The 25,617-nt window shown below is 58.6% G+C and carries 25 protein-coding genes and 1 tRNA gene; 18 read left to right on the top strand and 8 right to left on the bottom strand.

Annotated features, from left to right (window positions below):
* Position 1 precedes the first annotated feature (1 nt).
* The 9 genes from SPHFLASMR4Y_RS05855 to SPHFLASMR4Y_RS05820 all read left to right on the top strand — a co-directional run bounded on the left by SPHFLASMR4Y_RS05855 (position 2) and on the right by SPHFLASMR4Y_RS05820 (position 7,316).
* A complete protein-coding gene (locus tag SPHFLASMR4Y_RS05855) occupies positions 2-529 on the top strand; it encodes a F0F1 ATP synthase subunit B (RefSeq protein ID WP_089132723.1) in 528 nt (175 codons plus the stop codon).
* An 80-nt stretch (positions 530-609) separates the two neighbouring features.
* Positions 610-2,547 carry an excinuclease ABC subunit UvrC gene (uvrC, locus tag SPHFLASMR4Y_RS05850; protein WP_089132722.1) on the top strand — a complete coding sequence of 646 codons (1,938 nt, stop codon included), beginning with the start codon at positions 610-612 and terminating at the stop codon, positions 2,545-2,547.
* A 43-nt stretch (positions 2,548-2,590) separates the two neighbouring features.
* Positions 2,591-2,767, top strand: a complete 177-nt coding sequence (locus SPHFLASMR4Y_RS17035) for a hypothetical protein (protein WP_186266052.1) — start codon at positions 2,591-2,593, stop codon at positions 2,765-2,767.
* Positions 2,760-3,053, top strand: a complete 294-nt coding sequence (locus SPHFLASMR4Y_RS05845; protein WP_089132721.1) for a type II toxin-antitoxin system RelE/ParE family toxin — start codon at positions 2,760-2,762, stop codon at positions 3,051-3,053. Before SPHFLASMR4Y_RS17035 ends, SPHFLASMR4Y_RS05845 begins: the two co-directional genes overlap by 8 nt.
* A 1-nt stretch (position 3,054) precedes the next feature.
* A complete protein-coding gene (gene recO, locus SPHFLASMR4Y_RS05840; protein ID WP_089132720.1) occupies positions 3,055-3,789 on the top strand; it encodes a DNA repair protein RecO in 735 nt (244 codons plus the stop codon).
* A 48-nt stretch (positions 3,790-3,837) separates the two neighbouring features.
* The gene (gene leuB / locus SPHFLASMR4Y_RS05835) at positions 3,838-4,890 is read left to right on the top strand and encodes a 3-isopropylmalate dehydrogenase (RefSeq protein WP_089132719.1); all 1,053 of its coding nucleotides are present in this window, start codon (positions 3,838-3,840) and stop codon (positions 4,888-4,890) included.
* Positions 4,891-4,899: 9 nt separating this feature from the next.
* Complete coding sequence (locus tag SPHFLASMR4Y_RS05830) at positions 4,900-6,108, top strand: trans-sulfuration enzyme family protein (RefSeq protein ID WP_089132718.1); 1,209 nt, start codon at positions 4,900-4,902, stop codon at positions 6,106-6,108.
* Between the two features lie 15 nt (positions 6,109-6,123).
* The gene (gene apaG / locus SPHFLASMR4Y_RS05825) at positions 6,124-6,522 is read left to right on the top strand and encodes a Co2+/Mg2+ efflux protein ApaG (protein ID WP_089134709.1); all 399 of its coding nucleotides are present in this window, start codon (positions 6,124-6,126) and stop codon (positions 6,520-6,522) included.
* The gene (locus SPHFLASMR4Y_RS05820; protein ID WP_089132717.1) at positions 6,519-7,316 is read left to right on the top strand and encodes a LysR family transcriptional regulator; all 798 of its coding nucleotides are present in this window, start codon (positions 6,519-6,521) and stop codon (positions 7,314-7,316) included. Before apaG ends, SPHFLASMR4Y_RS05820 begins: the two co-directional genes overlap by 4 nt.
* 16 nt (positions 7,317-7,332) lie before the next feature.
* Here SPHFLASMR4Y_RS05820 and SPHFLASMR4Y_RS05815 read toward each other — a convergent pair whose 3' ends face one another.
* From SPHFLASMR4Y_RS05815 to SPHFLASMR4Y_RS05805, 3 genes are all read right to left on the bottom strand, one after another.
* Positions 7,333-8,646 (bottom strand): serine hydrolase, encoded by a 1,314-nt coding sequence (locus tag SPHFLASMR4Y_RS05815; RefSeq protein WP_089132716.1) that lies wholly within the window; start codon positions 8,644-8,646, stop codon positions 7,333-7,335.
* A 33-nt stretch (positions 8,647-8,679) separates the two neighbouring features.
* Positions 8,680-10,668: a DNA topoisomerase IV subunit B gene (gene parE, locus SPHFLASMR4Y_RS05810; RefSeq protein WP_089132715.1), complete on the bottom strand. Its 1,989-nt coding sequence runs from the start codon at positions 10,666-10,668 to the stop codon at positions 8,680-8,682.
* A gap of 94 nt (positions 10,669-10,762) precedes the next feature.
* Positions 10,763-11,437 (bottom strand): GcrA family cell cycle regulator, encoded by a 675-nt coding sequence (locus tag SPHFLASMR4Y_RS05805; RefSeq protein ID WP_089132714.1) that lies wholly within the window; start codon positions 11,435-11,437, stop codon positions 10,763-10,765.
* Positions 11,438-11,579: 142 nt separating this feature from the next.
* Between SPHFLASMR4Y_RS05805 and SPHFLASMR4Y_RS05800 the strand changes: the two genes are divergently transcribed.
* Positions 11,580-12,437, top strand: a complete 858-nt coding sequence (locus tag SPHFLASMR4Y_RS05800; protein WP_089132713.1) for an ABC transporter permease — start codon at positions 11,580-11,582, stop codon at positions 12,435-12,437.
* A gap of 45 nt (positions 12,438-12,482) precedes the next feature.
* Here SPHFLASMR4Y_RS05800 and hspQ read toward each other — a convergent pair whose 3' ends face one another.
* Positions 12,483-12,863, bottom strand: a complete 381-nt coding sequence (gene hspQ / locus SPHFLASMR4Y_RS05795; protein WP_089132712.1) for a heat shock protein HspQ — start codon at positions 12,861-12,863, stop codon at positions 12,483-12,485.
* A gap of 303 nt (positions 12,864-13,166) precedes the next feature.
* Between hspQ and SPHFLASMR4Y_RS05790 the strand changes: the two genes are divergently transcribed.
* Genes SPHFLASMR4Y_RS05790 through SPHFLASMR4Y_RS05780 form a run of 3 tightly spaced genes read left to right on the top strand, consistent with a single transcriptional unit; the run spans position 13,167 to position 17,112 of the window.
* Positions 13,167-15,254, top strand: coding sequence for a TonB-dependent siderophore receptor (locus SPHFLASMR4Y_RS05790; protein WP_089132711.1), 2,088 nt, complete (start codon positions 13,167-13,169; stop codon positions 15,252-15,254).
* Complete coding sequence (locus tag SPHFLASMR4Y_RS05785; RefSeq protein ID WP_089132710.1) at positions 15,254-15,832, top strand: hypothetical protein; 579 nt, start codon at positions 15,254-15,256, stop codon at positions 15,830-15,832. The genes SPHFLASMR4Y_RS05790 and SPHFLASMR4Y_RS05785 overlap by 1 nt, the downstream gene beginning before the upstream one ends.
* Positions 15,829-17,112 (top strand): PepSY-associated TM helix domain-containing protein, encoded by a 1,284-nt coding sequence (locus SPHFLASMR4Y_RS05780; RefSeq protein ID WP_089132709.1) that lies wholly within the window; start codon positions 15,829-15,831, stop codon positions 17,110-17,112. Before SPHFLASMR4Y_RS05785 ends, SPHFLASMR4Y_RS05780 begins: the two co-directional genes overlap by 4 nt.
* Before the next feature lie 109 nt (positions 17,113-17,221).
* Here the strand turns inward: SPHFLASMR4Y_RS05780 and SPHFLASMR4Y_RS05775 are convergent, their stop codons facing one another.
* Together SPHFLASMR4Y_RS05775 and SPHFLASMR4Y_RS05770 are read right to left on the bottom strand one after the other, a co-directional pair.
* Positions 17,222-18,133 (bottom strand): hypothetical protein, encoded by a 912-nt coding sequence (locus tag SPHFLASMR4Y_RS05775; protein WP_089132708.1) that lies wholly within the window; start codon positions 18,131-18,133, stop codon positions 17,222-17,224.
* A 99-nt stretch (positions 18,134-18,232) separates the two neighbouring features.
* Positions 18,233-19,540, bottom strand: coding sequence for a S8 family serine peptidase (locus SPHFLASMR4Y_RS05770; protein ID WP_089132707.1), 1,308 nt, complete (start codon positions 19,538-19,540; stop codon positions 18,233-18,235).
* A gap of 121 nt (positions 19,541-19,661) precedes the next feature.
* Here SPHFLASMR4Y_RS05770 and SPHFLASMR4Y_RS05765 point away from each other — a divergent pair, with 121 nt between their 5' ends.
* Both SPHFLASMR4Y_RS05765 and SPHFLASMR4Y_RS05760 read left to right on the top strand, forming a co-directional pair.
* Positions 19,662-20,150, top strand: a complete 489-nt coding sequence (locus SPHFLASMR4Y_RS05765; RefSeq protein ID WP_089132706.1) for an RNA polymerase sigma factor — start codon at positions 19,662-19,664, stop codon at positions 20,148-20,150.
* The gene (locus tag SPHFLASMR4Y_RS05760) at positions 20,147-20,869 is read left to right on the top strand and encodes an anti-sigma factor family protein (protein ID WP_089132705.1); all 723 of its coding nucleotides are present in this window, start codon (positions 20,147-20,149) and stop codon (positions 20,867-20,869) included. The genes SPHFLASMR4Y_RS05765 and SPHFLASMR4Y_RS05760 overlap by 4 nt, the downstream gene beginning before the upstream one ends.
* 114 nt (positions 20,870-20,983) lie before the next feature.
* Here SPHFLASMR4Y_RS05760 and SPHFLASMR4Y_RS05755 read toward each other — a convergent pair whose 3' ends face one another.
* Complete coding sequence (locus SPHFLASMR4Y_RS05755; RefSeq protein WP_145955465.1) at positions 20,984-21,310, bottom strand: hypothetical protein; 327 nt, start codon at positions 21,308-21,310, stop codon at positions 20,984-20,986.
* 430 nt (positions 21,311-21,740) lie between these two features.
* Here SPHFLASMR4Y_RS05755 and SPHFLASMR4Y_RS05750 point away from each other — a divergent pair, with 430 nt between their 5' ends.
* Together SPHFLASMR4Y_RS05750 and SPHFLASMR4Y_RS05745 are read left to right on the top strand one after the other, a co-directional pair.
* Positions 21,741-23,780 (top strand): putative bifunctional diguanylate cyclase/phosphodiesterase, encoded by a 2,040-nt coding sequence (locus SPHFLASMR4Y_RS05750; RefSeq protein WP_089132703.1) that lies wholly within the window; start codon positions 21,741-21,743, stop codon positions 23,778-23,780.
* Positions 23,777-24,253: a BLUF domain-containing protein gene (locus tag SPHFLASMR4Y_RS05745; protein ID WP_089132702.1), complete on the top strand. Its 477-nt coding sequence runs from the start codon at positions 23,777-23,779 to the stop codon at positions 24,251-24,253. Before SPHFLASMR4Y_RS05750 ends, SPHFLASMR4Y_RS05745 begins: the two co-directional genes overlap by 4 nt.
* 119 nt (positions 24,254-24,372) lie before the next feature.
* On the opposite strand, the gene SPHFLASMR4Y_RS05740 is transcribed toward SPHFLASMR4Y_RS05745, so the two are convergent.
* Positions 24,373-24,462, bottom strand: a tRNA-Ser gene (locus tag SPHFLASMR4Y_RS05740).
* Between the two features lie 231 nt (positions 24,463-24,693).
* Here SPHFLASMR4Y_RS05740 and SPHFLASMR4Y_RS05735 point away from each other — a divergent pair.
* A complete protein-coding gene (locus SPHFLASMR4Y_RS05735) occupies positions 24,694-25,527 on the top strand; it encodes a sterol desaturase family protein (RefSeq protein ID WP_089132701.1) in 834 nt (277 codons plus the stop codon).
* Positions 25,528-25,617 lie beyond the last annotated feature (90 nt).

The raw sequence follows: 25,617 nt of genomic DNA, 5'->3' as shown, positions 1-25,617 counted from the left end.
TATGCTATTGACGATTTTGGCAGAGGGCGCAGGCGCTGGCGGTCCACTTAAGGATCCAACCTTCTGGGTTGCGGTCGGCGTTCTGGTCGTATTTGCGATCATGTTGTGGACGAAAGTCCCAAAGCTTGTCGGCGGCATGCTGGACAACAAGATTGCCGAGATCAAGAAGACGCTCGACGAAGCCGCTGATCTGCGCAAGGAAGCCGAAGCGCTGAAAGCCGAATATGAGGCCAAGACAGCCGGCGCTCAGGCGGAAATCGAAGCGCTGATGGACAGCGCCGAAAAAGAAGCCGCGATCCTGGTCAAGGAAGCCGAGGCGGAAACCAAGGCACTGGTGGCGCGCCGCAAGAAAATGGCCGAAGAAAAGATCGGAGCTGCCGAACGCTCCGCAATTGCTGCGGTTCGTGCCAAGGCGGCAACCGCTGCGACACAGGCTGCGGAATCGCTGATCGCTGCGCGGCACGATGCAGCAGCCGACAAGGGCCTGATCGACAAAGCCATTGGCGACATCGGTAAAAGTCTGAACTAGTCTGCATCCTCTCCCGCCAAGCGGGAAAGGATTATATCTTGTGACTGGCAATGCCCTTCCGGTCATCCTAGATATGCCCCATGTCCAAAGCCGACCGTCCCGACCAACCCAATGCCGCGTCCCGGTTCAACGAGGACAAGGCAACCTATGCCGTGCGCGGCGAAGGGGATACGCCCGACCTTGAAGCGGGCATGGCGGCAATCCGCGAGGTTCTGAATACCCTGCCGACAAGGCCGGGCGTTTACCGGATGCAGGACAAGCGCGGTGACGTGCTCTATGTCGGCAAGGCGCGCTCGCTCAAGGCGCGCGTCGGGGCCTATGTGCAGATGAACCGGCTGCCGCAGCGACTGATGCGTATGGTCGCGCAGACCCGTTCGATGACCATCGTCACCACCGGCAGCGAGGCAGAGGCCTTGTTGCTCGAAGCGCAGCTGATCAAGAAGTTTCGTCCAGCCTATAATGTGCTGTTGCGCGATGATAAGAGCTTTCCGTTCATCCTGCTGCGCGAGGATCATGATTTTCCCCGCATCACCAAACATCGCGGCGCGCAGCGGGCCAAGGGGCAATATTTCGGCCCCTTTGCCAGCGCCGGTTCGGTGAACCGGACGATCAACGCACTGCAGAAACTTTTTCTGTTGCGCAGTTGCACCGACAGTTTCTTCAACAACCGGTCGCGGCCCTGTCTGCTCTATCAAATCAAGCGTTGCTCGGCGCCCTGTGTCGACCGGATCGACAAGCAGGATTATGCCGAACTGGTCGAGGATGCGCGGGATTTCCTGTCCGGCAAATCGACAGCGGTGCAGAACAAGCTGGGCGAGGCGATGGAAAAAGCCTCTGATGCGCTCGATTTCGAAATGGCGGCGGTCTACCGGGACCGGCTGAAGGCGCTGACCTTCATCCAGGGCAGCCAGGCGATCAACGCGCAGGGGCTGCCGGACTCGGATATTTTTGCATTGGCGTCGGAAGGGTCCAGCGTCTGCATCCAGGCTTTTTTCATTCGGGGCGGCCAGAACTGGGGACACCGCAGCTTCTTTCCCGCCCACACCAGCAATGTCGCAATTGACGAGGTCTTTTCCAGCTTCCTGATGCAATTTTATGAGCAGATGCCGCCACCCAAGCTGGTGCTGCTGGACCGCGAATTGCCGGATGCGGAGCTGTTGGCCGAGGCGCTGAGCACCAAGGCGGATTATAAGGTGAGCGTTTCCAGGCCGCAGCGCGGGGATCGTCGAAAATTACTCGCACAGGCCAGCCGCAATGCCGAGGAAGCGCTGTCCCGACGCCTCGCGGAAACGTCCACGCAGGCCAAGATCATGCGCGAGATGGTTGAGCTGCTGGAACTGGAGGCGGTGCCCGACCGCATCGAAATCTACGATAACAGCCATATCCAGGGAACGAATATGGTCGGCGGGATGGTTGTCGCCGGACCTGAGGGCTTCCGCAAAAACGCCTATCGCAAGTTCAACATCAAAAATCCCGATATCGCACCGGGTGACGATTTTGCGATGATGCGCGAAGTGCTCGAACGGCGTTTTTCCCGCGCGCAAAAGGAGGATCCGGACCGCGACAAGGGCGAATGGCCCGATTTGGTGCTGATCGACGGTGGCAAGGGCCAGATGAGCGCTGCCCGTGAAGCTCTGGCGGAAATTGGCGTCGAAGATGTGGTCATGATTGGTGTCTCGAAAGGCCCGGATCGCAATGCCGGGCGCGAGACATTCCATTTGCCCGACGGCCGCCAGATCAACCTGCCGATGAACAGCCCGGTGCTCTTCTATCTCCAGCGGCTTCGCGACGAGGCCCATCGGTTCGCCATCGGCGCGCACCGGACCCGGCGCGCCAAGGCCGTCGGCCATAGCTCGCTGGATGACGTGCCCGGAATCGGTCCGGCCCGGAAAAAGGCGCTGCTGCTGCATTTTGGCACGGCGCGAGCGGTGAAAAATGCCTCGCTCGACGACCTGCAGGGCGCGCCGGGCGTGTCGGCGACCGTGGCGCAGAAAATTTACGACTATTTTCATGCTTAGCGAGTTGGTTGCTACAATCTGCATGCCGTGATATTCTCTGCGGATGAACGAAGAGGTCAAAGCCGAAAATGCGAAGGTTGCTATCACCGGTGAAAAGCCGGCTGCCGGCTATGATGACTGGTTTCGGACGAAGGTCAAAAAGTCGATCGACGATACCGACAAGGGTGCCGAAATCTATCCAGCAAACAAAGTTTGGAATGCACTTGGCATAGATGATTGAATTTTCATCCGGTGCAGTCAGAGACCTGAACGATATATTTGACTGGATAGCGCAGGACAGTCCCGCAGTTGCCTTGCGAATTCTTGGACGTCTCCGGCAAAACATTGAAATACTTGCTGACTTTCCACAGTTGGGAAAGGTTGGCAGGATTGAAAACACATATGAATTATCAGTGACCGGATTGCCCTATATAGTGGTATATCGCCTCGGCGTTGGCGGTAAGTCCGACAATATTCTCATTGATGCAATCCTGCACACCAGTCGAAACTATCCATCGGTAAATTGAATTGCCCAATCTCCGCACGATCGCCATCATCTGCTCGGTTCGTTCCCACGGCGAGCATGGGGCGGTGGTGCGTTCGCTGACGCCCGAAAATGGCTTGATGTCCGGCTATGTGCGCGGCGCGCATTCGCGGATGATGCGGCCTGTGTTGATTCCCTCCAATATCGTGCAGGCCGACTATCGGTCGCGAACCGAAGATCAGCTGGCCTCGATGACGGCGGAGTTGCAGCTTAGCAGGGGCCCCTTCCTGGGAGAGCCGCTGGCGAGTGCGGCGCTGGACTGGGTGACGGCGTTGACGGCGGCTATTCTGCCGGAAGAACATAGTTATCCGCAGCTGTATTCAGCTCTCTCGGCGCTGCTGGATGCGATTTGCGGCGCGCCGTCTGCAAAGGGCTGGGCAGTGGCTCTGGTGCGCTATGAACTGCTGTTGCTCTCGGAACTGGGATTTGGTCTGACGCTGGACAAATGTGCGGTGACGGGAGCAGCGGAGGATCTGGTCTATATCAGCCCGAAGAGCGCCACTGCGGTCAGCGCTTTTGCAGGGCAGGAATATAAGCAGCGTCTGCTCCCGCTTCCCGCCCTTCTGAAAGGGGCTGCCGACGCCGAATGGGATGATATTTTCGATGGTCTGCGGGTCACCGGCTTCTTCCTGAAGCGCCATTTTTTTGACGACCGCCGCAAGGATGTGATGGCGGCGCGAACGGTGTTGGTCGATCGATTGAAAAGGGTGGTTGCCTAACCGCGCGATTCTCGGCAGGAAGCGGCGCGATTACAGGAAGGAACTCTCATGCATATTGCAGTGCTCGCCGGTGACGGCATTGGTCAGGAAATCATGGTCGAGGCGCTGCGCGTGCTGGGAGCGATGGACTTGCCCGATCTCTGTCTCGATCACGGCGATGTCGGCGGTGTGGCCTATCACAAACACGGTCACCCGTTGCCGCCGGAAACGCTGGAACTGGTGGAGGCCGCCGATGCCGTGCTGTTCGGCGCGGTCGGCGATCCTTCCTGCGATACTCTCGAACGCCACTTGCGCCCTGAACAGGCGGTGCTCGGCCTGCGCAAGGCGATGCAGACATTTGCCAATTTGCGACCGGCAAAAATGTTTCCGGGTATGGAAGATGCCTCCGGTCTGAAGCCCGAAATCGCGCGTAGCATTGATGTAGTGATCGTCCGGGAACTGAATGGCGATGTCTATTTTGGCGAGAAGGGCATGCGCAAGACGGCCGATGGCCTGCGTGAAGGCTATGACATCATGTCTTATGACGAGAGCGAAGTCCGGCGGATCGGCCATGTCGCCTTCAAGACCGCCATGGGGCGCGGCAAGCGGCTCTGCTCGGTCGACAAGGCCAATGTCCTGGAAACATCGCAGCTGTGGCGCGACGTGATGATCGAACTGTCGGCAGATTATCCGGAAGTCGAGCTCAGCCATATGTATGTCGACAATGCGGCGATGCAGCTGGTGCGCAATCCGGGCCAGTTTGACGTGGTGGTGACCGGCAATCTGTTCGGCGACATTCTGTCCGATCAGGCCAGCATGTGCGTTGGTTCGATCGGCCTGCTTGCCTCTGCCTCGCTTGGCGAAGGCACCCAGGGCCTTTATGAACCGATCCATGGCAGCGCGCCGGATATCGCCGGGCAGGGGATCGCCAATCCCTCGGCGATGATATTGTCGGCAGCGATGATGCTGCGCCACAGTTTCGGCATGGAAGCCGAAGCCAGCCGCATCGAAGCAGCGGTTGCTGCGGTGCTGGCGCAGGGCGTGCTTGGCCACGATCTTGGCGGCACGGCATCAACCACGGACATCGGCGACGCTATTGTCGCGCAACTGACGGGCGGCTAGGACAGAGACATGAAGAGAAATACCGGGCGAAATCGCGAAATCACCAAGGACTGGCGTCCGGCGACGCAGGCGATCCGCAGCGGCACGATGCGCAGCGAATTTGGCGAGACATCCGAAGCCCTGTTCCTGACATCTGGCTATAGCTACGACTGCGCTGAGGATGCCGCAGCCCGCTTTAACGGCGAGCAGGACGGCATGACCTACAGCCGCCTGCAAAATCCGACGGTGCAGATGCTGGAAGAGCGGATTGCGATCATGGAAGGCGCGGAAGCCTGCCGCGCCACCGCATCGGGCATGGCGGCGATGACCGCGGCCTTGTTGTGCCAGCTGGAAGCGGGCGATCATGTCGTCGCCAGTCGCGCCCTGTTCGGTTCCTGTCGCTGGCTGACCGACAGCCTGTTGCCCAAATTCGGCATCGACACGACCGTGGTTGATGGCCGCGATATCGAGAATTGGGAAAAGGCGATCACGCCGAAGACCAAGGTCTTCTTTTTCGAGACGCCGGCCAACCCGACAATGGATGTGATCGATATCCGTAACGTCTGTGATCTGGCGCGATCCAAAGGCATCACCAGCGTGGTCGACAATGCTTTTGCCACCAATGTGCTGCAGCGACCGATGGACTATGGCGCCGATGTGGTCGCCTATAGCGCCACCAAGATGATGGACGGGCAGGGCCGTGTTCTTGCTGGGGCAGTCTGCGGGACGGAAGAATTTATCGAAGGCCCGCTGCTTGCCTTTACCCGCAACACCGGGCCGACCCTGAGCGCGTTCAATGCCTGGGTTGTGCTCAAAGGTCTGGAAACGCTCGATCTGCGCATCCGGCGACAGAGCAACAACGCGGTCGAAGTGGGCAAGTTTTTGGAGCAGCGGGTAGAGAAAATATTGCACCCGGGGCTGCCAAGCCACCCGCAGCATAATCTGGCGATGAGCCAGATGGAGGCTGCCGGACCGATCTTTTCGCTCTATGTCGGCGGTGGCCGGGCCCGGGCGCACGCTCTACTCAACGCATTGAACTTAATCGATATTTCGAACAATATTGGCGACAGCCGGTCTCTGATGTGCCACCCGGCCTCGACCACCCACCATGGACTGGGCGAAGAGGCACGCGTGGAAATCGGTATCACCGAGGATATGTTGCGGATCAATGTCGGGCTGGAAGATCCGATTGATTTGATCGGTGATCTTGATCAGGCCCTTTCGTCGGTCGGGCTTTAACTCTATATCATGCTCATGGAATCATTCTTTCCCTTTGCCGAGACGACCGAAGGGGTGACCGTGCGTGTATCGGTCACATTCCTTCCGGAACAGTCCGATATTGATGGAAGCCGCTGGTTCTGGGCCTATCACATACGGATCGAGAACCATCGCGACACGGCGGTGCAGTTGCTGACGCGGCATTGGCAGATCAGCGACGCGCGGGGCGGAATGCAGATGGTCGACGGAGACGGTGTGGTCGGCGAACAGCCGGTCATCCGGCCAGGGAAATCGCATGACTATGTCTCCGGTTGCCCGCTCAATACGCCAAATGGTTCGATGGAAGGGTATTTTGTCATGGTTGGCAGCACGCCACCGGCCTTCGAAGTCCGCATTCCCCAATTCCCGCTCACCGAACCGACGGTCGAACAATGAAGCGCACCCATTTGCCACTCAACGGGCTGCGGGTGCTGGACGCGGCTGCGCGACATCTCAGCTTTACCAAGGCGGCTGACGAGCTGGCCGTGACACCGGCGGCTGTGGGCCAGCAGATCCGGGCGCTGGAAGATATGCTCGGCGTGGTGATGTTTCGCCGCACGCCCAAGGGCCTGGAACTGACCGACGAAGCGGCTGCGGGCCTTGATGCCCTGCGCTCCGGTTTTCTGCAGTTCGAGGAAGCCGTCCGGGCCATGCAATCGGGCCAGTCGTCGCACAAGCTTACGATCGCGGCACCGCGCGACTTTACCCAGAAATGGCTCAACCAGCGCCTGTCTGTCTTTTCCGCCGATAATCCCGATACCAGTTTCGCGCTGGTGGCCGCCGACAATGAAATCGATTTTACCGAAGCCAATCTCGATGTGGCGATCTGGCTTGGCGACGGGCCGGGGCAGCATGAGGGCAAGATGCTCGGCGATACCGTGTTTGTGAAGGTCGCCGCGCCGGGTTTCAAGGGCGGTAACAAGATCGACTGGCCCGGCTGCCCGATTTCTGAAGGCGAGGAAACCCTGATGCGCGTGGCCGATGGCGGCCTGGCAATCGAGGCGGCGGCCAATGGTTTCGGCTATGCTTGGGTGCCGAAAATGCTGGTTCAGCGCGATCTGGCGGCGGGCCGGATCGAGATTATTGGTGAGGATAGCGTCTCGTCGCGCGGTTACTGGTTGATGGCACCACTGCCGCAGTGGAGACAGAAAAAGGTGAAGGCGCTGGTCGAGGCTCTGGCTGGCGCATAGCCTGCTGGCTTGCCGCCTATTGCTCTGCCAACAGGTTCACCATGCGCGTGGTCAGAGACAGCAGGTCGCTTTCCTGCAGCGACAGTTCCTTATCGTTCCAGTTAACGGAGACGGCGTAATTCCCCCCTGTCTTAGACCGCAAGAGGAAATTCAGGGACAGCACGCCGGGTTCCGATCCGCCCTTGTAACCGAAATATTCCCATTTTTCCGCAGCAGCCTTTCCGATACCGGGGTTGATCGCCAATATTTGTCGGGCCTCGTTGCTTGCGTTCAGACGCAGATAGTCGAGTAACCGGACGACATCCGCCGGGCTTGCAAACCATTCCAGCTGATCGATGAAAAGGGGCTTGTGGGTCAATATGCGGGAATCGAGGCTGTCCAGGGTCAGGGCGCTGTCGAACTCTGCCAGCAGCTGCTCGCGTTCGGCCGGGCTGCCGTTCAGATATTGTTCGCGCCGTTCTGCGTGGACCGGCATTTTCAGGGTGGATGCCTGGCGCGTCATCAGCAGCGGTTGAAGTTCGTCCGGATTGTGGTGGCCAGAAGCCCGCACGATATTGGCCAGACCATCCTGTCCGATGATCCGGATCAATGAGTCGGTAGCGCTATTGTCGCTGATCGAGATCATCAGCGTCGCCAGCGTGTGCAGCGTGACCGGTGACCGGTCGGGCCAGTTCTGGCTGATACCGGACGGATGCGATTTCGGCCCCAGCTGCACGACGTCGGACCATTGCCTCTCGCCCGCCTGTATCGACCGGTCGAGCTCGGCCAATATATAGAGTTTGACCGTTGAGGCGATGGCATAGCGTCCATCAGGATCAAGCGCGGCTGTGGGGGGCAGGCCGGGCTCATCCAGCGGCTGGATCAATATGCCCTGACGCCCGGGAAGAGCGTCAATCGCCGCCAGGACTTCGCCGATCGTATCGCCAATGGCTTCAAAACCGGTGAGCTGCAGTCCCGATATGCGATGGGGTGCATCTGTCTCAAGGTCGATGTTGACGGTTGCGATGGAGCGTGCGTAGCGGATCTTGAGAATAGCCGCATTGCCGTTTCGCGCATCGATGGACGATATGGCCAGTGGCGGTCCGCGCTGTTCCGTCACTTGCCGGACGAGGTCGCGGAACCGGGCAGGGGGCACGGCGTTGCGGAAATTTTCGTCGAATACCTCTGCCTCTATTGTCTCGCCCCGGAGCAGGCGCAGCACATCATGGGCGCGACTGGAAAGCTGAGGAGATTGTGGCGTTTGCGTCTGTGCATTCGCAGGGTTTGACGGAAAGGCCTGTGAAGCGGAGAAAAGACAGAGCGCGAAAACAAAGAGGTACCGCACCATCATCTCCCGCTGCTATTCTGGCTCAGACCGTGGTCACTAGGCGTCGATCACATCTTCATCAAGGCTGGCCGCATTTTGCTGGATGAAGTTGAACCGATGTTCCGGATTCTTGCCCATCAGCCGGTCGACCAGTTCCTTGACGCTTGCGCGTTGTTCATATTCCGGCGGCAGCGTGACCTTGAACAGCGATCTTGTATCCGGGTCCATGGTCGTTTCGCGCAGCTGCGAAGGATTCATCTCGCCAAGACCCTTGAACCGGCTGACGTCGACTTTCTTGCCCTTGAACGGTCCGCTCTCGATTTTCGCCCGGGCCGCATCATCCTGCGCATAGAGACTCTTGCCGCCAGCGCTGATGCGATAAAGCGGTGGCCGGGCCAGATAGAGATGGCCGCGGCGGACCAGCTCCGGCATTTCCTGAAAGAAGAAGGTCATCAACAGGGTCGCGATATGGGCGCCGTCGACATCGGCGTCGGTCATGATGATCACCCGCTCGTAACGGAGATTGTCGGGCTGGCAATCCTTGCGGGTGCCGCAGCCGAGCGCGAGGATCAGGTCGGCAATCTCGCTGTTGGCCATGATCTTGGCGTTATTGGCCGAAGCCACGTTGAGAATCTTGCCGCGGATCGGCAGGATCGCCTGGGTCTTGCGTTCGCGGGCCTGCTTGGCCGAGCCGCCAGCGCTGTCGCCTTCGACGATGAACAATTCGGTGCCTTCCGGATCGCCGATCGAACAATCGGTCAGCTTGCCAGGCAGACGGACCTTGCGGCCCGAGGTCGCGGTCTTGCGCTTGACCTCGCGTTCGGCCTTGCGCTTCAGCCGTTCGTCCATCCGCTCCATGACAAATCCGAGCAAGGCCTTGCCGCGGTCCATATTGTCGGTAAGGAAATGGTCGAAATGGTCGCGGACGGCATTTTCGACGAGCTTTGACGCTTCCGGAGAGGTCAGCCGGTCCTTGGTCTGGCTCTGGAATTGCGGATCGCGGATGAAGACGGAGAGCATCATTTCACCACCGGAAATGATGTCGTCGGCGGTCAGCTGGGACGCCTTCTTGATCTGCACCAGCTCGCCAAAATTGCGCAGTCCCTTGACGAGAGCGTTGCGCAGGCCGGTTTCGTGGGTGCCGCCATTTGGCGTGGGAATGGTGTTGCAATACCAGCTGTAGCTGCCGTCGGTCCAGATCGGCCAGGTAATCGCCCATTCGACACGGCCCTGGCTGTCGGGAAACTCCTGATTGCCGGCAAAGAAGTCGGTGGTGACGCATTCGCGTCCGGCAAGTTGTTCGCGCAAATGATCGGAAAGGCCGCCGGGGAACTGAAACACCGCTTCTGCGGGAACATCATCGCTGACCTGACTCTCGTCGCATTTCCAGCGGATCTCGACGCCGGCGTAGAGATAGGCCTTGGAGCGGGCAAGCTTGAACAGCCGCGAGGGTTTGAACTTGTTGCCTTCGCCGAAAATCTCGGAGTCGGGAATGAAAGATATGCTGGTGCCGCGACGGTTCGGGGTGGTGCCGACTTCTTCCAGTGCGGAAGTAGCCACGCCCTGGGAAAAGGACTGGCGATACAGCGTTTTGTTGCGCGCCACTTCAACAATCGTTTCGGATGACAGGGCATTGACCACGGACACGCCCACACCGTGCAGGCCACCGGAAGTGGCGTAGGCCTTGTCGGAGAACTTGCCGCCCGAGTGGAGCGTCGTCATGATCACTTCAAGCGCCGATTTCCCGGGAAATTTCGGATGCGGGTCGACCGGAATGCCGCGACCATTGTCGCTGACCGTCAGACGGTTGTCGGCGTCCAGCGTGATCTCGATCCGGCTGGCATGGCCGGCCACCGCTTCGTCCATGCTGTTGTCAATGACTTCGGCCGCGAGATGGTGGAGCGCGCGCTCGTCGACCCCGCCAATATACATGCCGGGACGTTTGCGGACGGGTTCCAGCCCCTCGAGAACCTCGATGGCCGAGGCATCATAGTCACCGGATTTGGATTGGCTTGGCGGGTTGGAACCGAACAGATCATCAGACATGTTCGATCCTATAAGAGCGCAGGAGTCACACTGGCAAGAGACTTATGATGTCTCTTGCCAGCGGACCGTAAATTCTCGTGATCTGGTCGTTTGTCTAGCGAACCCGCGGGCCGCCAAATGGCAGCGGCGGAGGCGCACGACGAGCGCCACGTGGCAGTTGGGCCTGGAACGCCCGGCCGCAATGTTCGACGCAATAGGGGAATCCCGGATTCACTTCCTCGCCACAGAAATGAAAATCGGGTTCGCCCGGATGGTTGATCGGCCAGCGACAGATTTTGTCGTTGAGGTCGAGCAGACTGGTCTTGTCGGCGATTTCCTCGCTCGGCTTGGCCGGAACCAGACGGCGTGGCGGTGCGGGCGGAATCGGCGCCTGCTGGTCGCCAGGCCCCTGGCGAAGGAAGCCGCCGGGGCCGACGGAAACGATTTTCGGGCCGTCATGCTTGGGTTGCCGCGCCTGTTGTGCGGCATGGGTCCGGGCTGCCGGCGTTGGGGGCGGCATGGCACGACGTGCCACATGCTCTTCCTTCGGCTTTGCCGCAGTCGGACTTTTTGTAGGCGGCTTCTTCGGCTTGGCTGCCGGTTTTGCGGCTTTCTTGGTCTGTGGCTTTGCCTTTACCGGAGACGGGCGCGACTTCAGGCCAAGGCGATGCGCCTTGCCGATCACGGCATTCCGGCTGACGCCGCCCAGTTCTTCAGCGATCTGGCTGGCAGTCAGGCCTTTTTCCCACATTTTCTTCAGCGAATCGATCCGCTCGTCAGTCCAAGCCATGCAAAGTCCTAATTATCTCGAGTTATGGGGGATATAGGGTCGAGAGGGTGATTATACAACCATGATATTGGTCTGATACAGGCGCGATTTCGGCGCGATATGGGGTTGTGATTGGCGCTGCGAGCCGATAGGCGGGACGAATATGCTCGATCAACCAGAAAATGACAATATGACAGACAAACCGGCACATGCTCCGGGCTTTGCGGAACCTGGAATTCCGGTCATCCGCGGGGTAAACTGGGCGGGATTTTTAGCGCTCTACTGGAAAGAGGTCCGGCGCTTTTTCAAGGTCCAGTTGCAGACGGTCTGGGCGCCCTCGATCACCACATTGTTGTTTCTGATCATTTTTACAGTCGCCATGGGCCGCGCGGATCGCACCGTTCTGGGGGTCCCGTTCGCGGATTTCATCGCCCCGGGCCTGATCTGCATGGGCATGTTGCAAAATGCTTTCGCAAACAGCAGTTTTTCGATGCTGGTCGGCAAAATTCAGGGCACGATCGTAGACTATCTGACGCCCCCGCTTTCGGTTGGTGAATTGCTGGCGGCGCTGGTCGCGGCATCGATGACACGGGCTGCTCTGGTCGGCTTTGCGGTCTGGCTGGCGATGTTTGTCTGGCCGGGTGTGAATGTCGGTGTTTCCCATTGGTGGGCCGTGCTTTGGTTTGGCACCATGGGTGCGGCGATGCTGTCGCTGCTCGGTGTGTTGACGTCGATCTGGGCGGAAAAATTCGACCATGCCGCAGCGGTTACCAATTTCGTGGTCGCGCCGCTGGCATTGCTCTCCGGCACATTCTATTCGATCGACCGGCTGTCGCCGACATTCCAGGCGGTCAGCCATATCAACCCGTTCTTCTACGCGATTTCCGGTTTCCGCTATGGCTTTCTGGCAGAGGCGGATTCACCGGTCGTGCTGGGCGCGATGATCCTGCTGGCGATCAATATCGGCCTGACGCTGGTCTGCTATTTTCTGCTGAAATCGGGTTGGAAGATCAAATCCTGACCGTGACGAGTTCCCTGACGGCTGCGGATTCAAAGCCGGTCCAGACTAGTGCCGATGGATTTGATGCAGTTTATATTTGCCGTCTTCCGTCGCTCGAAAGAGTCTCGCCACATCGGGATGGCTGACCGGTTCTCCGCTGTCGTCCGGCAATAGATTCTGCTGGCTGACATAGGCGACATAGCTGCTGTCGGCATTTTCCGCGAACAGATGATAGAAGGGCTGGTTTCTCGGCGGCTGCAAGTCCTTTGGGATCGCTTCATACCATTCTTCGCTATTGGCGAATACCGGATCGATATCATAGATCACGCCGCGGAAATCGAAAATCCGGTGCCGGACCACATCGCCAATGGCAAAGCGCGCGTCCAGAATAGCGGGTGTGTCGGGCGGCAGGGGGTTGCCGGACTTGAAGGGATCTATTGCGTTCATGCCGATAATTTAAGCGCTTTGCGACTATATGCAAGGGCTGCTTCGCTCCGGGTGATAGCGGGGCAGGGTGTGGCTGAATCCGCAGATGGTTAATTGCGGGGGGCAGGGCGCTGGGCGCGCAATCAGCGGCCCCGAAATTCCAGCCTGTCGATTTCTCGCGGATGCCAGGTGCTGGTGTAAAATGAAATCGTAGGTAATATTTTCCATTAACATCAATGATATAGATTGAATTCAGAATTCTTATTGCAAATGAAAATGATTCTCAATAGTAAGTGGCGCATTATCGGAATGTGAGGGAAATGAATGCGACTTCTGAAAACTGTGATCCTGGGCGCAAGCGCGCTTTCTCCTTTGCCGGCTATTGCCGCTGATGCTGCAGACGCGGCGGAGCAACGCACCATCGTTGTCACCGGTGCGCTGGAGGAAAGCAGCACCGCAACCAAGACTGATACGCCGATTATCGAGACGCCGCAGCCGATTACGGTAATCGACGACGAGTTGTTCCTTGCGCAGGGCGCCATCAGCATCGGCGATACGCTGAATTATGTATCCGGTGTGACGGCCAATCCCTATGGGCCGGACAGCCGGGTCGACGGCGCCTTCGTGCGCGGCATCAACGCGCTGCAGTTCCGCGACGGCATGCGCGATATATACAGTTTTTATGCCAGCATCCGCGCCGACCCCTATAATTTTGATCAGGTCGAACTGGTCCGGGGGCCGGCATCGGTTCTGTTCGGCCAGGGCGCGCTCGGCGGGATCGTCAATCTGGTTTCCAAGCGACCCGAGTTCGAAGCAAGTGGGGAAGTCTCGCTGCGCTATGGCTCGTTCGATCGCAAGGAAGCGCTGGTCGATGTTACCGGTCCATTGAGCGATACGGTCGCGGCGCGGGTCGTCGCCCGTGTCCGCGACGCCGGCACGCAAACCGACTATGTGCCGGACGACCGGATAATGGTCTCGCCATCGATCAGTTTCAAGCCGTCCCCCGACACGGATCTGACGCTGATTGGCCTGTATCAGGAAGATGACAGCGGTTCGACATCACAATTTTTGCCGCTGGTCGGGACGATCCTGCCCAATCCCAATGGCCAGCTGCCGAACGATCTGTTTGTCGGCAAGCCCGGCTGGGATCGTTACGACGGCCGCCTGCTGCAGGGAACCGCGCTGTTTGAACATCGATTCGGGGAGACCGCCAAGCTCAACCTCAAGGCGCGCTATATCGACAGCGACCTGACTTATTTCACCCATTATCCCAACAATTATTCCAATCCGACCAACCCTTTTCTGGACGCTGACCAGCGGATAATCGGCCTCTATGCCGACGGCAGCATCGCGCGGATGGAAGTTTTCTCGACCGACAATAATGTCCAGTTCAACTTCAACACCGGATCCAATGTTGAACATACGCTACTTGCCGGTATCGATTTCAGTTTCAACTCGGTCCACAAGACGGGCGGTTTCGGATACGAGACAATCGATATTTACAACATTGATTATGACGCGCTTTCCGATTTTGGCGGCGGTCTGCCGACACCGACCTATGTCTCCGAAGATGTCGATCAGGACCAGCTCGGGATTTACGTGCAGAACCAGATGCGCTTCTTCGACCGCGTTTCGATCGTGCTCGGCGCGCGCCGCGACTGGACAAGCGCGCAGAGCATGGGCGGCACGACCCGCGAAGATGCAGCCACGACCTTCCGCGCCGGGATCATCGCCGAACTGGTCGAAGGCGTCTCGCCTTTCTTCAGCTACACCGAGAGTTTCGAACCGATCGCCGGAACCGCCAGCGACGGCAGCGCCTTCATTCCCAAGGCGGGTCGCCAGTTCGAGGCGGGGATCAAGTTCCACCCGGCTGACAATATATTGATGACCGTCACTGGCTATCATATTAAGGAAAGCAACCGGCCGGTTTCGGATGACAGCACGGCCGACCCGTTCGACCAGATCCAGATCGGGTCAATGACCTCAAAGGGTGTCGAGTTCGAAGGCAATGTCTCGCTGCCGGGCGAATTCACGGTGATCGCCAACGCCAGCTATAATGAGGCCGAGGTGGAGGGCACCGGGCAGCAGCTCGACAATGTGCCGAAATTCAATGCTTCACTCTGGACAACCAAGGGCTTTGCGCTGGGCAATGACACCAGTCTGCTGCTTGGCGGCGGCGTGCGTCATGTTGGCAAGCAGCGCTCTTTCGGGCCAGCCTTTCCCGATGGAGTCCTGACCCCGTCCTACACTTTGGTCGATATGCTGGCGGAAGTGACCTATGCCAACTGGAGCTTTGCGCTGAACGCCACCAACCTGTTCGACAAACGCCATTATTCGGCCTGTCTGGCGCGCGGCGACTGCTTCATGGGCAGCGAGCGGAATATCATGGGCACGGTCAGCTACCGTTTCTGATGTCGGACGAGATATTCTTTGTCGCCGGGTCGGTAGCCGCGGTTGCCGCAATTCTGGTCTTGCGCTTTTCGTGGGCGAGACCGCGCCGATCGCCGGCTCTCAATGGTCTGGGCTGGCTTCTGCTCGTGTTCTCCCTTTTCGCGGGAGCGGCAACTGCTGGCGCTTGGGGCATATCGGTCATGGCGCTTTGGGCGATGGGGGCGGCTTTCGCCATCCTCGCCATCGCGGCCTGGCAGTCGCCGCCGGCCAGGCGCAAGCCGTCCAGCCGCAGGGCAGGGATGCTACCCGAAGGCGATGAGCCGCTGCGCATCGGAGGACGGATCGTTACATTTTTACTGATCGTGGTTGCCGCGATGATATCCTCCATCGCACTCGCTATCACCACGCGGTGGCTCGCGCTGCTGATGGGTGCCAGTGAAGGCAATGCCAATGTGCTGGCGCTTTTCGCCGCGCCGCTTGCTTGGACGATCCTGGCCTTTCTGGTGCTGATGACCGAGAGTCGCAGACGCCAGCTGGCGATCATCGCCCTTCCGCTAATCTCTGCCATTCCGGCCTTTGTCATGGGGAGTTCGCTATGAGCGTTATTATCGAGCCGGCAACGGTCAAGAAATCCCTTTCTGCCCATGCTGCGATCGGCCTGATTGCCGGAGCGCTGCTTTACATTGTCTCGCTGACCGGCACGGTGGCGGTTTTCTATCAGGAACTGCAACGGGTCGAACAGCCTAACGCACCGGAGATGGAATCAATAGCGCCGGAAGCGGTGCAGCGCGGCGTTGAGGCCGTTCTGGCGAGCGAAGCAGGTCAGCCGACCACAACCCACCTCTATGTTCATCTGCCGAACAAGGAATTGCCGCGCGCGGTGGTCACCACGGACACCCAGGCAGTCTATCTGGCGCAGGATGGCACGCTCGCCGGGCCCGAGGAGATCGCCTGGTCAGACTTTGTCGTGAAACTTCACTATACGCTTAATCTGCCGGTGCTGGTCGGGATCACGATAGTGGGAATATTGGGCGTTATGATGCTGGCGCTTGCGGTCAGCGGCATTGTCGCACATCCGCGCATTTTCAGGGATGCATTCCGTCTGCGCACGCGCAACAGCAATGGTGTCGGGTTAGCCGACTGGCACAATCGGCTGAGTGTCTGGACCTTGCCCTTTTCCGTTGCCATCGCGCTGACTGGCGCGCTGATCGGGCTGGCCAGCATCACCGCTTATGGAGTCGCTGCTGATGATTATCAGGGCGATGCGGAAGCGGTTTACGGACCGATTTTCGGTGAAGAGGGCGAAGCCGACCCCCGGCCGGCACCGGTGCCAGATGTCGCGGCGGCGCTTGCCCATATGGCCGGTTCCTATCCCGAACTGACCCTGACCTATGCCATTCTCCACGACCCGATGACCAAGGGACAGCATATCCAGATTGTCGGCGAGCATCAGCGGCGGCTAATCTTCGGTGAATATTATGCGTTCCGTGCCGACGGCACATTTGAACATACGGCCGGGCTGGCGGATGGCGACTGGGGACAGCAGGCGGCGGCCTCGACCTATCAATTGCACTTCGGCACCTTTGGCGGTCTGCCGGTGAAGCTGGCCTATCTGATATTCGGAATCGCGCTGACCGCAATCTGTGCCACGGGCACCTATATCTGGCTCGGCAAGCGCAGACGCAGAGGCATGGAGGAACCCGGGCTGCGGGGCGCATGGCACGGCGTAATTATCGGCACGCCGCTCGTCCTGACGATAACGCTGTTGGCGCGTCTTCTTTTCGGCAATGGCTTTCCCTTTGCCATCGTCTTCTGGATTGGCCTGCTGATTACGGTATTTGCTTTCGCGGAAATCATGAAACGTAAGGCGGGCGGTTGAAACCGGTCCAGAATAGAAAAGGGCGCGCCAGATCAAGATCTGACGCGCCCGTTGCCGGCAGGATGTTTGTGGGGGGCTTCCGGTCATCGACAGCCCGCCGGCAATTATTTTACTGGCTGCTGTCGCTTTGCGGCGCATTTTCCTGCTGCTTGGCAGCCTGCTTGATTTCGCCTTTGCTCATTCCGGTGACCAGTATGTCGCCGGATCCGGCAAAATTCGCAGCCGGGAGGGTGGCGGTGCGGTTACCGGCTTCGACCACCACAGCGCTGACCACACCGGAACCGGTCTGACGGACGTCCTGGACATAGCCGACTACGCGTCCTTTCGGGTCTTCGATCGGCATTCCGGGTGAAACGGCAAACATGCCACCGGCATTGGCCGCCGTGCTTCCCGAAGCGGCGAGCTGGCCAAGATTGCCCATCGCCATACCACTGCCATTGGCTGCGATGCTGCCACCGAGGGATGCTGCGGTTTGGGCGCTGTTAACGGTATTACCGGCAGTTCCTGTAGCTGTTGAAACAGCGCCGCTGGCGGTTGATTTCGCCCCGGAAACGCTGCTGCGGACAGTTCCGACGGCTTGTCCGGTGGTCGAGCGCAGGGCGTCGGTGCCGACGAGGGTCGTATCGGTGCTGCCGTTGGCGGAACCGGAAGCAGAGCCGCTGGCGGCACCGTTCACGGCGCCGTTGACCGTATCGTTCGAGGTAGTGACGCCGCCGAGCAACGAGCCATTGGCGCTGGAGCTGCTGCTGGCGTCGGTTGCCACACGGCCTGACCTGGTGTCGACTGTACGGTCAATCTGCGTGGAGCTGGTCACCCCGCCGCGTCCGGTAACAGTTCCGCCGGCCTGACCGATCGTGTCTGCTCCGGAGCCAATATTGCCGCCCAGATTGCCGCCCAGGGAACCGCCGAGCGAACCTCCAAGGCCGCCGCTGCCACCGAGCAACTGGGCCGATGCGGGAGCTGTCGCCAGAAAGGCGATGGTGATTGTGCTTGTGATGATGCTTGTGATCGATTTGTTCATGATGTTTCTCCTTCTGTGGCGACGCAATTTTCGCCATCTGTCAGGAGAACGAGCCGGATCTGGTATTTAATCCGTCATGCGCAAAAAAAATTCAAAAGTTCAGCGAGCAGCGCAGCTTTCGCAGACGAGACCATGGCCAAAGACCTTGTCAGTGCCCTTTTTGCCGAGATCCCTGGCTTCGTGGATCAGGCCAGTAACGGCCTTCTCGATAGCCGCAATGTCGGGGGACGGATAATGTGCGGCAAGACGCGCGGCCACCAATGGGGCGGCGAAAGATGTACCGCGTAACGGCACGGTCTTGCCGCCGGGAGATGCGCCCTTGATGTCCGCACCGGGGGCGGCGAAATCTACTGGTGTGGCAATCCCGGCTTCCGGTAGCGCCCGGTGTCGGCGATCCACACCCGTTACGCCGAGGACGCCTTTGTAAGAGGCCGGAAAGCGTGGCGGTGCCGCTGGTCCGTCATTGCCCACCGCAGCCACGATCAGCATGCCCTTGCCCTGGGCAGACCGGATCGCACGGCGCAGCAGGCCATTGTCCGGGCCAACCAGGCTGATGGTTACGACCGGGATTTTCCGTGTCGCCATCCAGCCGAGCGCGCGGGCTATCGCGGTCGCGTTCCCGCCTGCCGGATCGCTGCCGTAAATATCGGCAGCCAGCAGTCCAGTGCGGCGGTGTTCCCGGCTCATCGATATCAGCGAAGCGATGGCAGTACCATGCGCGCTCGATACGGGCCCACCTTTGGCGAACCCGCGCTGCTCGACGGGGATCTTTATCAGATCATGTCGGGCTACGCCGCCGTCGATCAGGCCGATGGTTGCCGCCTTTGCAGAACCTCCGGAAAGCGCAGCAGCGGGCAGGGAGGCAGCGGCACCAGTCGCGGCAGTCGCGCTGGTAAAATAGATATTGTCGCCGCTGATTTCGGCTTCGCGCGCGATTTTCTTAAGCTTCTTGCGCTCGGACTTCAGACTTGCACCGTTGCGAGTTGAAAATTTGACAAATGAAATATCCAGTCCGTCGATCCAGCCACGCTCAACCACGGTAAAGCCACTGGCCACGGCCTTGCTGATCGATGGCTCCGAGATGCCGGTCGCCACCAATATGCCGCGCACCGCCGGATCGCCATTGTGATCCCGCTCCACATAGGCGCGGTTCTCGCGCAAAAACCGGTTGACCCGGTCAATGCGCATCCGGTTGAGTAGCGCGTTGAGTTCTGATCTGCTCAGCCGGTCGAGCAGATGTCCCTCGACGGCTCCGGTAACCGGATCAAGCACTATGCTGGTGGCTTCCCCGATGGTCCGTTCAGGTAAAGCGCTGCCAGGTCCGACGCCGGGCAGCGATAATTGCGCCCATGCCGCAGCCGGCAGGAAGATAATCACGATGATCGACCAATATCGTGCTGCTTTCATGATGTCATTCCTTCCGGTCGCAACAGACCAATAGCTATTTGCTTTTTTTTGTCTTCATGGATTAAACGAACCGGCTGCATCGTTTCATCCATAGACCATCAATAAAGGATATCCGCGCTGAATGGCATTTGAACAGGATTTGCTGGAACTGCTCCCGCAATTGCGGCGTTTCGCCCGCGGCCTTACGCGCAATATCGATGATGCAGATGATCTGTGTCAGATGGCCCTCGAACGCGCGCTGAACAAGCGCGACCAATGGCAAACGGGAACAAGACTGGATAGCTGGATGTACAGGATTACAAGAAATATCTGGATCGACACGGTCCGCGCGGCAGGGCGGCGGGAGCATGTCGCCAATGATGATGACGCAATGCAGAATGTTGCAGGCGATGATCACCAGCGTTTGGAAGAACGGATGGAGCTTTCAGATGTCGATCGGGCGATGGAACTTTTGCCGCTGGAACAGCGCGAGGCGATCGTGCTCGTCCTAGTCGAGGGCTTTGCCTATAAGGAAGCAGCCGAAATGCTCGATATACCGATTGGAACCCTGACCTCACGGCTGGTCCGTGGGCGCGAGGCGCTGCAACGCGGACTGGGAGAGGCGGCATGACCTTTAATGAGGAACAGATCATCGCCTATGTCGATGGCGAATGCGATGCAGTGACGGCCAGGCGGATCGAAAAGGCAATGGCGACAGACAGCGCGCTGGCGGATCGCATCGCTCGGGAACAGGAACTGAAACACCAGCTGTCGGCGCATTATGATCCGGTTGCAAACGAGCCTGTGCCCGATCGTTTGACGGCGCTGCTAACCGCTTCCATGGACAATAATGTCGATAACAGCTTTGCCGGGCGAAAAGCTGAAAAAGACCGGAACAGCAAAGGCCGCCCAGCTTTCGGTTTCGCGCAATGGGGCGCGATGGCGGCAACTCTGGCATTGGGCATCGTGGTAGGCCAGTTCGGTCCTGGTCAGGATGGTGGCCCGGTTGCCGAGCAAAATGGCAGCCTGATCGCCAGCGGCGCGCTAGAAACCACTCTGGAAAAGCAACTTGCCTCTGCCGAAAGTGCAAATGGCGATTATCGGATTGGTCTGACTTTCCGCTCCCGGGCGGACCAGATTTGCCGTAGCTTTGACGGTGAAGCTCTGGGCGGGATCGCCTGCAAAAGCCAGGGCCAATGGCGGCTCGAAGATATGGTACCCGGGACCGGGGTGAGCGGCTATCGACAGGCCTCGAGCAGCGAAATCAACGCGCGCGCCGCAGCGATGATGGCCGGCGCACCGGTCGACGCGGAAGGCGAGCGCCAATTGATGGAGAATGGCTGGAAATAGCAGCCTTTGGGAGCGTAGCGTGACGCAGGCTTTTGTTCTAGCGCGCGTCATGCCGGCACGACATAAAAAAGGCGGGGAATGACCCCCGCCTTTGACCATTTATTGGAGCAAACGCTATTTGCCGATCGTGACCCGGCCCGCCCGAAAATTGCGGTCCCGCATTTCCTCGACATAATCCTTGTCGGCATCGATCAGCTCGTTTTCATATTCTTCCCACGCATCGCGCGTGTCTTCCGCGTCGGTTGCCCGTCGCAAATCGCTTTTTAGCTCTTTGTCGGCTTCCAGGACATCCGCCAGATAATTGTACCAGTGCTTGTCATATTGACCGGCAATCGGCTCCTTGCGGATTTCAACATGGCTGTCCTGACCGGTATGGGCGGCCAGCGGTGAAGCGGCGATCGCGATGACGGCAAAGCCGCTTATCAAGAATGCAGTTTTCATTTTCCTGTCTCCGTTATGCTTGTGAGAGGAAAACGAAGCCAAAGGCTAGTTTCATCCCCGGAGCGAAAATTTTTATTTTTGCACGCGTTGCTATGTGGGGATGCAATGGCTGGACCATGCCAACTTGTCAGCGGCAGCAGCTTGCGAAAATTGTCGGAACATTGGACATTATATCCGGCCGGAGCAGGGCAAGTTCCGCTCCCACTCAGCACAACGGCTAGATATGCCGGCCTCTGTTCATCCTTCGAACAGGACAGATTTTCCTATTCAATCATCATTCAGGATTTCTTGTCCTGGAGGACATGAAACCTGGGGGGATCAGATGGAATGCTCGAATAATCTGGGGTTTGACGGTTTACCAAATTTTATAATTTGACTGCCTAAGGCCAAAATTCGCTTCAAAGTATTGGTTGCGAGCCCAGGAGTTTCAATGCGCGTACTGACTTGTCTCTATCACGATCATAATCTCTGGATTGTAGCTCTGGCTGCAGCAATGTGCCTGATCGGGTCTCTTACATCGGTAAAAATGTTTCAACGCACGTTCGCTGAATCCGGTGCACAACGTTACCAATGGTGTTTCCTGTCCGCTTTTACTGCCGGTTCGGCTATCTGGGCCACACATTTTATAGCGATGCTTGGCTACCGTCCGGGCGTTCCTGTCACGCTTGACGGAACCTTGACGGTGCTCTCCGCACTGATCGCCGTTGTCGGCACCGGGGTGGGTTTGCTGGTCGCCTCTTCGCGCAACCGCTTTGTCTCCGTGGTCACGGGCGGCGGAATCATCGGCCTGTCGATAGCAGCGATGCATTATGTCGGGATGTTCGCCTATCGGGCCGATGGCATTGTCACCTGGCTGCCGGAATATGTGATCGCTTCCCTGGTCCTGGCTGCCGTTCTTTCCTCGCTCGTGGTCTCCCGGATCAGAAAAACCGGCCTGTCGGAAAATATCTGGCTACCTTCCGGTTTGTTCGCGGCGGCCATCGTCAGTCTGCATTTCACCGGCATGGCTGCCTTTACCGTGGTCCCGCTTCCCGGTGTGCAGGTCGGTGCGGACAGCGAAACCTTTACGGCTTTGGCGGCGGCAATCGCGATGGCCGCATTGATCATCATCGGTGCCGGCCTCTCCACCCATCTGGTTGAGCGGCGGACACGGTCGAAATCCAGAGAGCAGCTTCATCATATCGCGCTCCACGATGCCTTGACCGAAGTGCCCAATCGCCGGGCCTTCTCCGAAGCGTTGAATGTCGAATGCGACAAGCTGACAAACGGCGGCGGCCCGTTTGCCTTGCTGCTGGTCGATCTCGATCGGTTCAAGCCGGTCAACGACACGCTCGGCCATCCGATCGGAGACGTCGTACTCCAGAAAGTGGCCTCGCGCCTCAATCAGGCCGTTCGTAAGGGTGATCTGGTTGCAAGGATTGGCGGCGACGAATTTGCCATAATTGCCTATGATCTCGCTTCGGAAGACGAGGCCCGGGCCGTGGCAGAGCGGGTGGTCGAAATTCTGCGCCGACCCTTTGTCATACAGGGGCAGGTCGCGGAAATTGGCGCCAGCGTCGGTATCGGTCTCGCGCCCGGGCATGCGAATGATCCCGAAACCCTGGTCCAATATGCCGATATTGCGCTCTATACAGCAAAGCGAACAGAGGGGCGTGGCTGTCGCGTGTTCGATCCGACGATGCAGCAAGCCATCCAGAGGCGCCGCTTTCTGGAAACCGATCTGCGTCGCGCCTGCATGCGGGAAGATTTCAAGATCGCCTATCAACCGGTTATCGACTCTGCTTCCGGTGCCTATACCGGAGCGGAAGCCCTGCTGCGGTGGACCTGCCCCGAGCGTGGAGACGTACCGCCATCCGAATTCATTCCGATTGCGGAAGAGCTGGGACTGATTTCCCGGATCGGAGCCGGTGTTCTCAAACAGGCGTGTCTCGATGCCGCTTCGTGGCCCGAACATATCGACCTGGCAGTGAATATTTCGGCGGTTCAGTTGCGGGATCCGCGCTTGCACCAGACCGTTATGGAAGCGCTGAAGGATTCTGGCTTTCCGGCAACACGGCTGGAGTTGGAAATTACCGAAACGGCGCTGCTCGGTAATGATGAAACTGTGATGCACACGCTCACGCAACTGCATGATTCCGGGATTCGCATATCACTGGACGACTTCGGAACGGGATATTCGTCGCTGAGCTATCTTCACCGTTTTCCGATTACCCGGATCAAAATCGACAAATCATTCGTCCAGCAGCTCCCCAGCGATGCCGGCAGCGCATCCATCGTGCGCGCGATCACCCAGCTTGGCGCGAGCCTTCATATGAAAACAACGGCGGAGGGCATTGAGACCGACGAGCAGATGGCCTTTATTGCGGAGCACGGATGCAATGATGTGCAGGGATTCTTGTTCAGTCGACCCGTTAATGCCTCCAGCATAGGCGAGCTGTTTCACCGCGAGAAAGGACAGGCTGCAGCATGAACGCTTTTACTTCAAGCAAACAGTTTTCGCGGATCCTCTATACGAGCAGACTCGATGTCGATCAGTGCGGTGAAAAGCCGCAGCAGACGGCTCGTGAAATTGCGGAAGCTTCGGCCGTGCAAAACCAGTCGGCTGACCTGACGGGCAGCCTGCTTTTCGTGGACGGAACGTTCATCCAGATATTGGAAGGACCGTCAGACGCGCTTGAAAATGCTTTCGAGCGTATCTGCTGCGATTTTCGCCATGTCGATTTGCAGCTTATCGATCTGTCCAGCGTGTCGGAAAGATTGTTTGAAGGCTGGGACATGGCCTGCCTGTGCGAGGATGAAGACAATAGCCTGGCGCTGCGCGACGGATTGCAGGAAGTTCGTTTTCTGGTCGGCGTGAACGCAAATCAGGCGACGCTGCAAATGCGCAGCCTGCTGGACAGCCACTCCGCGGAGGGCAATGCCGAGAACAAGTCTTCCGGCTAGTGCGACTGCGGTGGAAACGCCGGTTGCTGATAATGTGCGGCTTGCCGGTCTCCGGGAACAGGCCCGACTGGTCGCCCGGACAGCAGAAGCTGTCGAGCCTGTGAAGCCGGCCATGTCTGTGGAGGTGCGTTAGGGATTCGAACCCTAGATACCATTGCTGGCATACCGCATTTCGAGTGCGGCGCTTTCGACCACTCAGCCAACGCACCTCATAGACGGGGCAGCATCTAGCGATCATCTCGCAGCGCTGCAACCCATATTGGACTGTGATGAAAAATCCTCGTGAAGATGGGCAGGGGATGGGCGTGGCCTCTGCCTGAAACCCCCAAGAAACTGAGAGTTACAGAATATGCGCTTATATGGGCGCGATCTCTGCTATAGGGCGGCGATAGTATTTTTCCGTAGCAGGAAAGCGAAATGGCGAAGCGACAATCCCATTCATGACAGATGATCTTGCGTTACATGGCCTGCTACTGTCCGTCCTGCTATTTGCAATTCTGGCGCTGAGCGAGGCCATATTTCCGCGTCGCAAGCGCCTGCTGGCGCGGTTCCGGCGCTGGCGCACCAATATTATTTTCATCATTCTGGACAGCGTCGCGCTCCGCCTGATGGGCCCGGTCGCGGCGATTGCCGTCGCTGGCTTGGCGGCACAAAACCAGATCGGCCTGTTCAACTGGACCGACTGGCCGGTTTGGGTGGAATTTGCGCTCGCCTTGATCCTGCTCGATCTGGCGATCTATGGCCAGCATATCGCGACCCACAAAATCCCGCTGCTCTGGGCTGTTCACAAGGTTCACCACGCTGACCGCGACATTGACGTAACCACGGCGATACGTTTCCACCCGGTCGAGATGATCCTGTCGATGCTGTACAAATGCGGGCTGGTGCTGTTGCTCGGTCCGAGCCCGCTGGCGGTGTTCGTCTTTGCGTTGTTGCTCAACCTGTGCGCGATGTTCAACCACAGCAATTTGCGGTTGCCCCAATGGCTGGACAAAGGCTTGCGCCTGTTACTCGTTACCCCGGACATGCACCGGGTCCATCATTCTACCGTGCGCGGCGAGACGGACAGCAATTATGGTTTCAGCATCGCCCTGTGGGACCGGATATTCGGCACCTATATCGCGCAGCCGGAAGCCGGCCATGACAAGATGACCATCGGACTCGAGGAATATCAGATCGACAGTCCGGCCGAGCTGTGGTGGAGCCTGGCGCTTCCGTTCCAGCAACGCAATCGGACGAATAATGCTCGAGGGTATAAAAGAAACTCTACCTGAACCGGAAATTGCGCTAGCTTCCAAAGCGCTTGGAAGCTCCATATAGGAGTTCATATTCACAGCTGGTCATTGCAACGGCGCCACGCCGTA

It is taken from the genome of Sphingorhabdus sp. SMR4y, from assembly GCF_002218195.1.
Taxonomy (GTDB): Bacteria; Pseudomonadota; Alphaproteobacteria; order Sphingomonadales; family Sphingomonadaceae; genus Parasphingorhabdus.
This window is presented reverse-complemented; position numbering and strand designations above follow the sequence as displayed.

Coding starts and splice junctions, on each gene's coding strand:
- SPHFLASMR4Y_RS05815 (WP_089132716.1), bottom strand. CDS start 8,646: ATGATGGTGCGGTACCTCTTTGTTTTCGCGCTCTGTCTTTTCTCCGCT.
- SPHFLASMR4Y_RS05845 (WP_089132721.1), top strand. CDS start 2,760: ATGATTGAATTTTCATCCGGTGCAGTCAGAGACCTGAACGATATATTT.
- SPHFLASMR4Y_RS05760 (WP_089132705.1), top strand. CDS start 20,147: ATGACCTTTAATGAGGAACAGATCATCGCCTATGTCGATGGCGAATGC.
- SPHFLASMR4Y_RS05735 (WP_089132701.1), top strand. CDS start 24,694: ATGACAGATGATCTTGCGTTACATGGCCTGCTACTGTCCGTCCTGCTA.
- apaG (WP_089134709.1), top strand. CDS start 6,124: ATGGAATCATTCTTTCCCTTTGCCGAGACGACCGAAGGGGTGACCGTG.
- parE (WP_089132715.1), bottom strand. CDS start 10,668: ATGTCTGATGATCTGTTCGGTTCCAACCCGCCAAGCCAATCCAAATCC.
- SPHFLASMR4Y_RS05750 (WP_089132703.1), top strand. CDS start 21,741: ATGCGCGTACTGACTTGTCTCTATCACGATCATAATCTCTGGATTGTA.
- hspQ (WP_089132712.1), bottom strand. CDS start 12,863: ATGAACGCAATAGATCCCTTCAAGTCCGGCAACCCCCTGCCGCCCGAC.
- uvrC (WP_089132722.1), top strand. CDS start 610: ATGTCCAAAGCCGACCGTCCCGACCAACCCAATGCCGCGTCCCGGTTC.
- SPHFLASMR4Y_RS05775 (WP_089132708.1), bottom strand. CDS start 18,133: ATGAACAAATCGATCACAAGCATCATCACAAGCACAATCACCATCGCC.
- SPHFLASMR4Y_RS05805 (WP_089132714.1), bottom strand. CDS start 11,437: ATGGCTTGGACTGACGAGCGGATCGATTCGCTGAAGAAAATGTGGGAA.
- SPHFLASMR4Y_RS05855 (WP_089132723.1), top strand. CDS start 2: ATGCTATTGACGATTTTGGCAGAGGGCGCAGGCGCTGGCGGTCCACTT.
- SPHFLASMR4Y_RS17035 (WP_186266052.1), top strand. CDS start 2,591: ATGAACGAAGAGGTCAAAGCCGAAAATGCGAAGGTTGCTATCACCGGT.
- SPHFLASMR4Y_RS05785 (WP_089132710.1), top strand. CDS start 15,254: ATGTCGGACGAGATATTCTTTGTCGCCGGGTCGGTAGCCGCGGTTGCC.
- leuB (WP_089132719.1), top strand. CDS start 3,838: ATGCATATTGCAGTGCTCGCCGGTGACGGCATTGGTCAGGAAATCATG.
- SPHFLASMR4Y_RS05800 (WP_089132713.1), top strand. CDS start 11,580: ATGCTCGATCAACCAGAAAATGACAATATGACAGACAAACCGGCACAT.
- SPHFLASMR4Y_RS05780 (WP_089132709.1), top strand. CDS start 15,829: ATGAGCGTTATTATCGAGCCGGCAACGGTCAAGAAATCCCTTTCTGCC.
- SPHFLASMR4Y_RS05790 (WP_089132711.1), top strand. CDS start 13,167: ATGCGACTTCTGAAAACTGTGATCCTGGGCGCAAGCGCGCTTTCTCCT.
- SPHFLASMR4Y_RS05820 (WP_089132717.1), top strand. CDS start 6,519: ATGAAGCGCACCCATTTGCCACTCAACGGGCTGCGGGTGCTGGACGCG.
- SPHFLASMR4Y_RS05765 (WP_089132706.1), top strand. CDS start 19,662: ATGGCATTTGAACAGGATTTGCTGGAACTGCTCCCGCAATTGCGGCGT.
- SPHFLASMR4Y_RS05770 (WP_089132707.1), bottom strand. CDS start 19,540: ATGAAAGCAGCACGATATTGGTCGATCATCGTGATTATCTTCCTGCCG.
- SPHFLASMR4Y_RS05830 (WP_089132718.1), top strand. CDS start 4,900: ATGAAGAGAAATACCGGGCGAAATCGCGAAATCACCAAGGACTGGCGT.
- SPHFLASMR4Y_RS05745 (WP_089132702.1), top strand. CDS start 23,777: ATGAACGCTTTTACTTCAAGCAAACAGTTTTCGCGGATCCTCTATACG.
- SPHFLASMR4Y_RS05755 (WP_145955465.1), bottom strand. CDS start 21,310: ATGAAAACTGCATTCTTGATAAGCGGCTTTGCCGTCATCGCGATCGCC.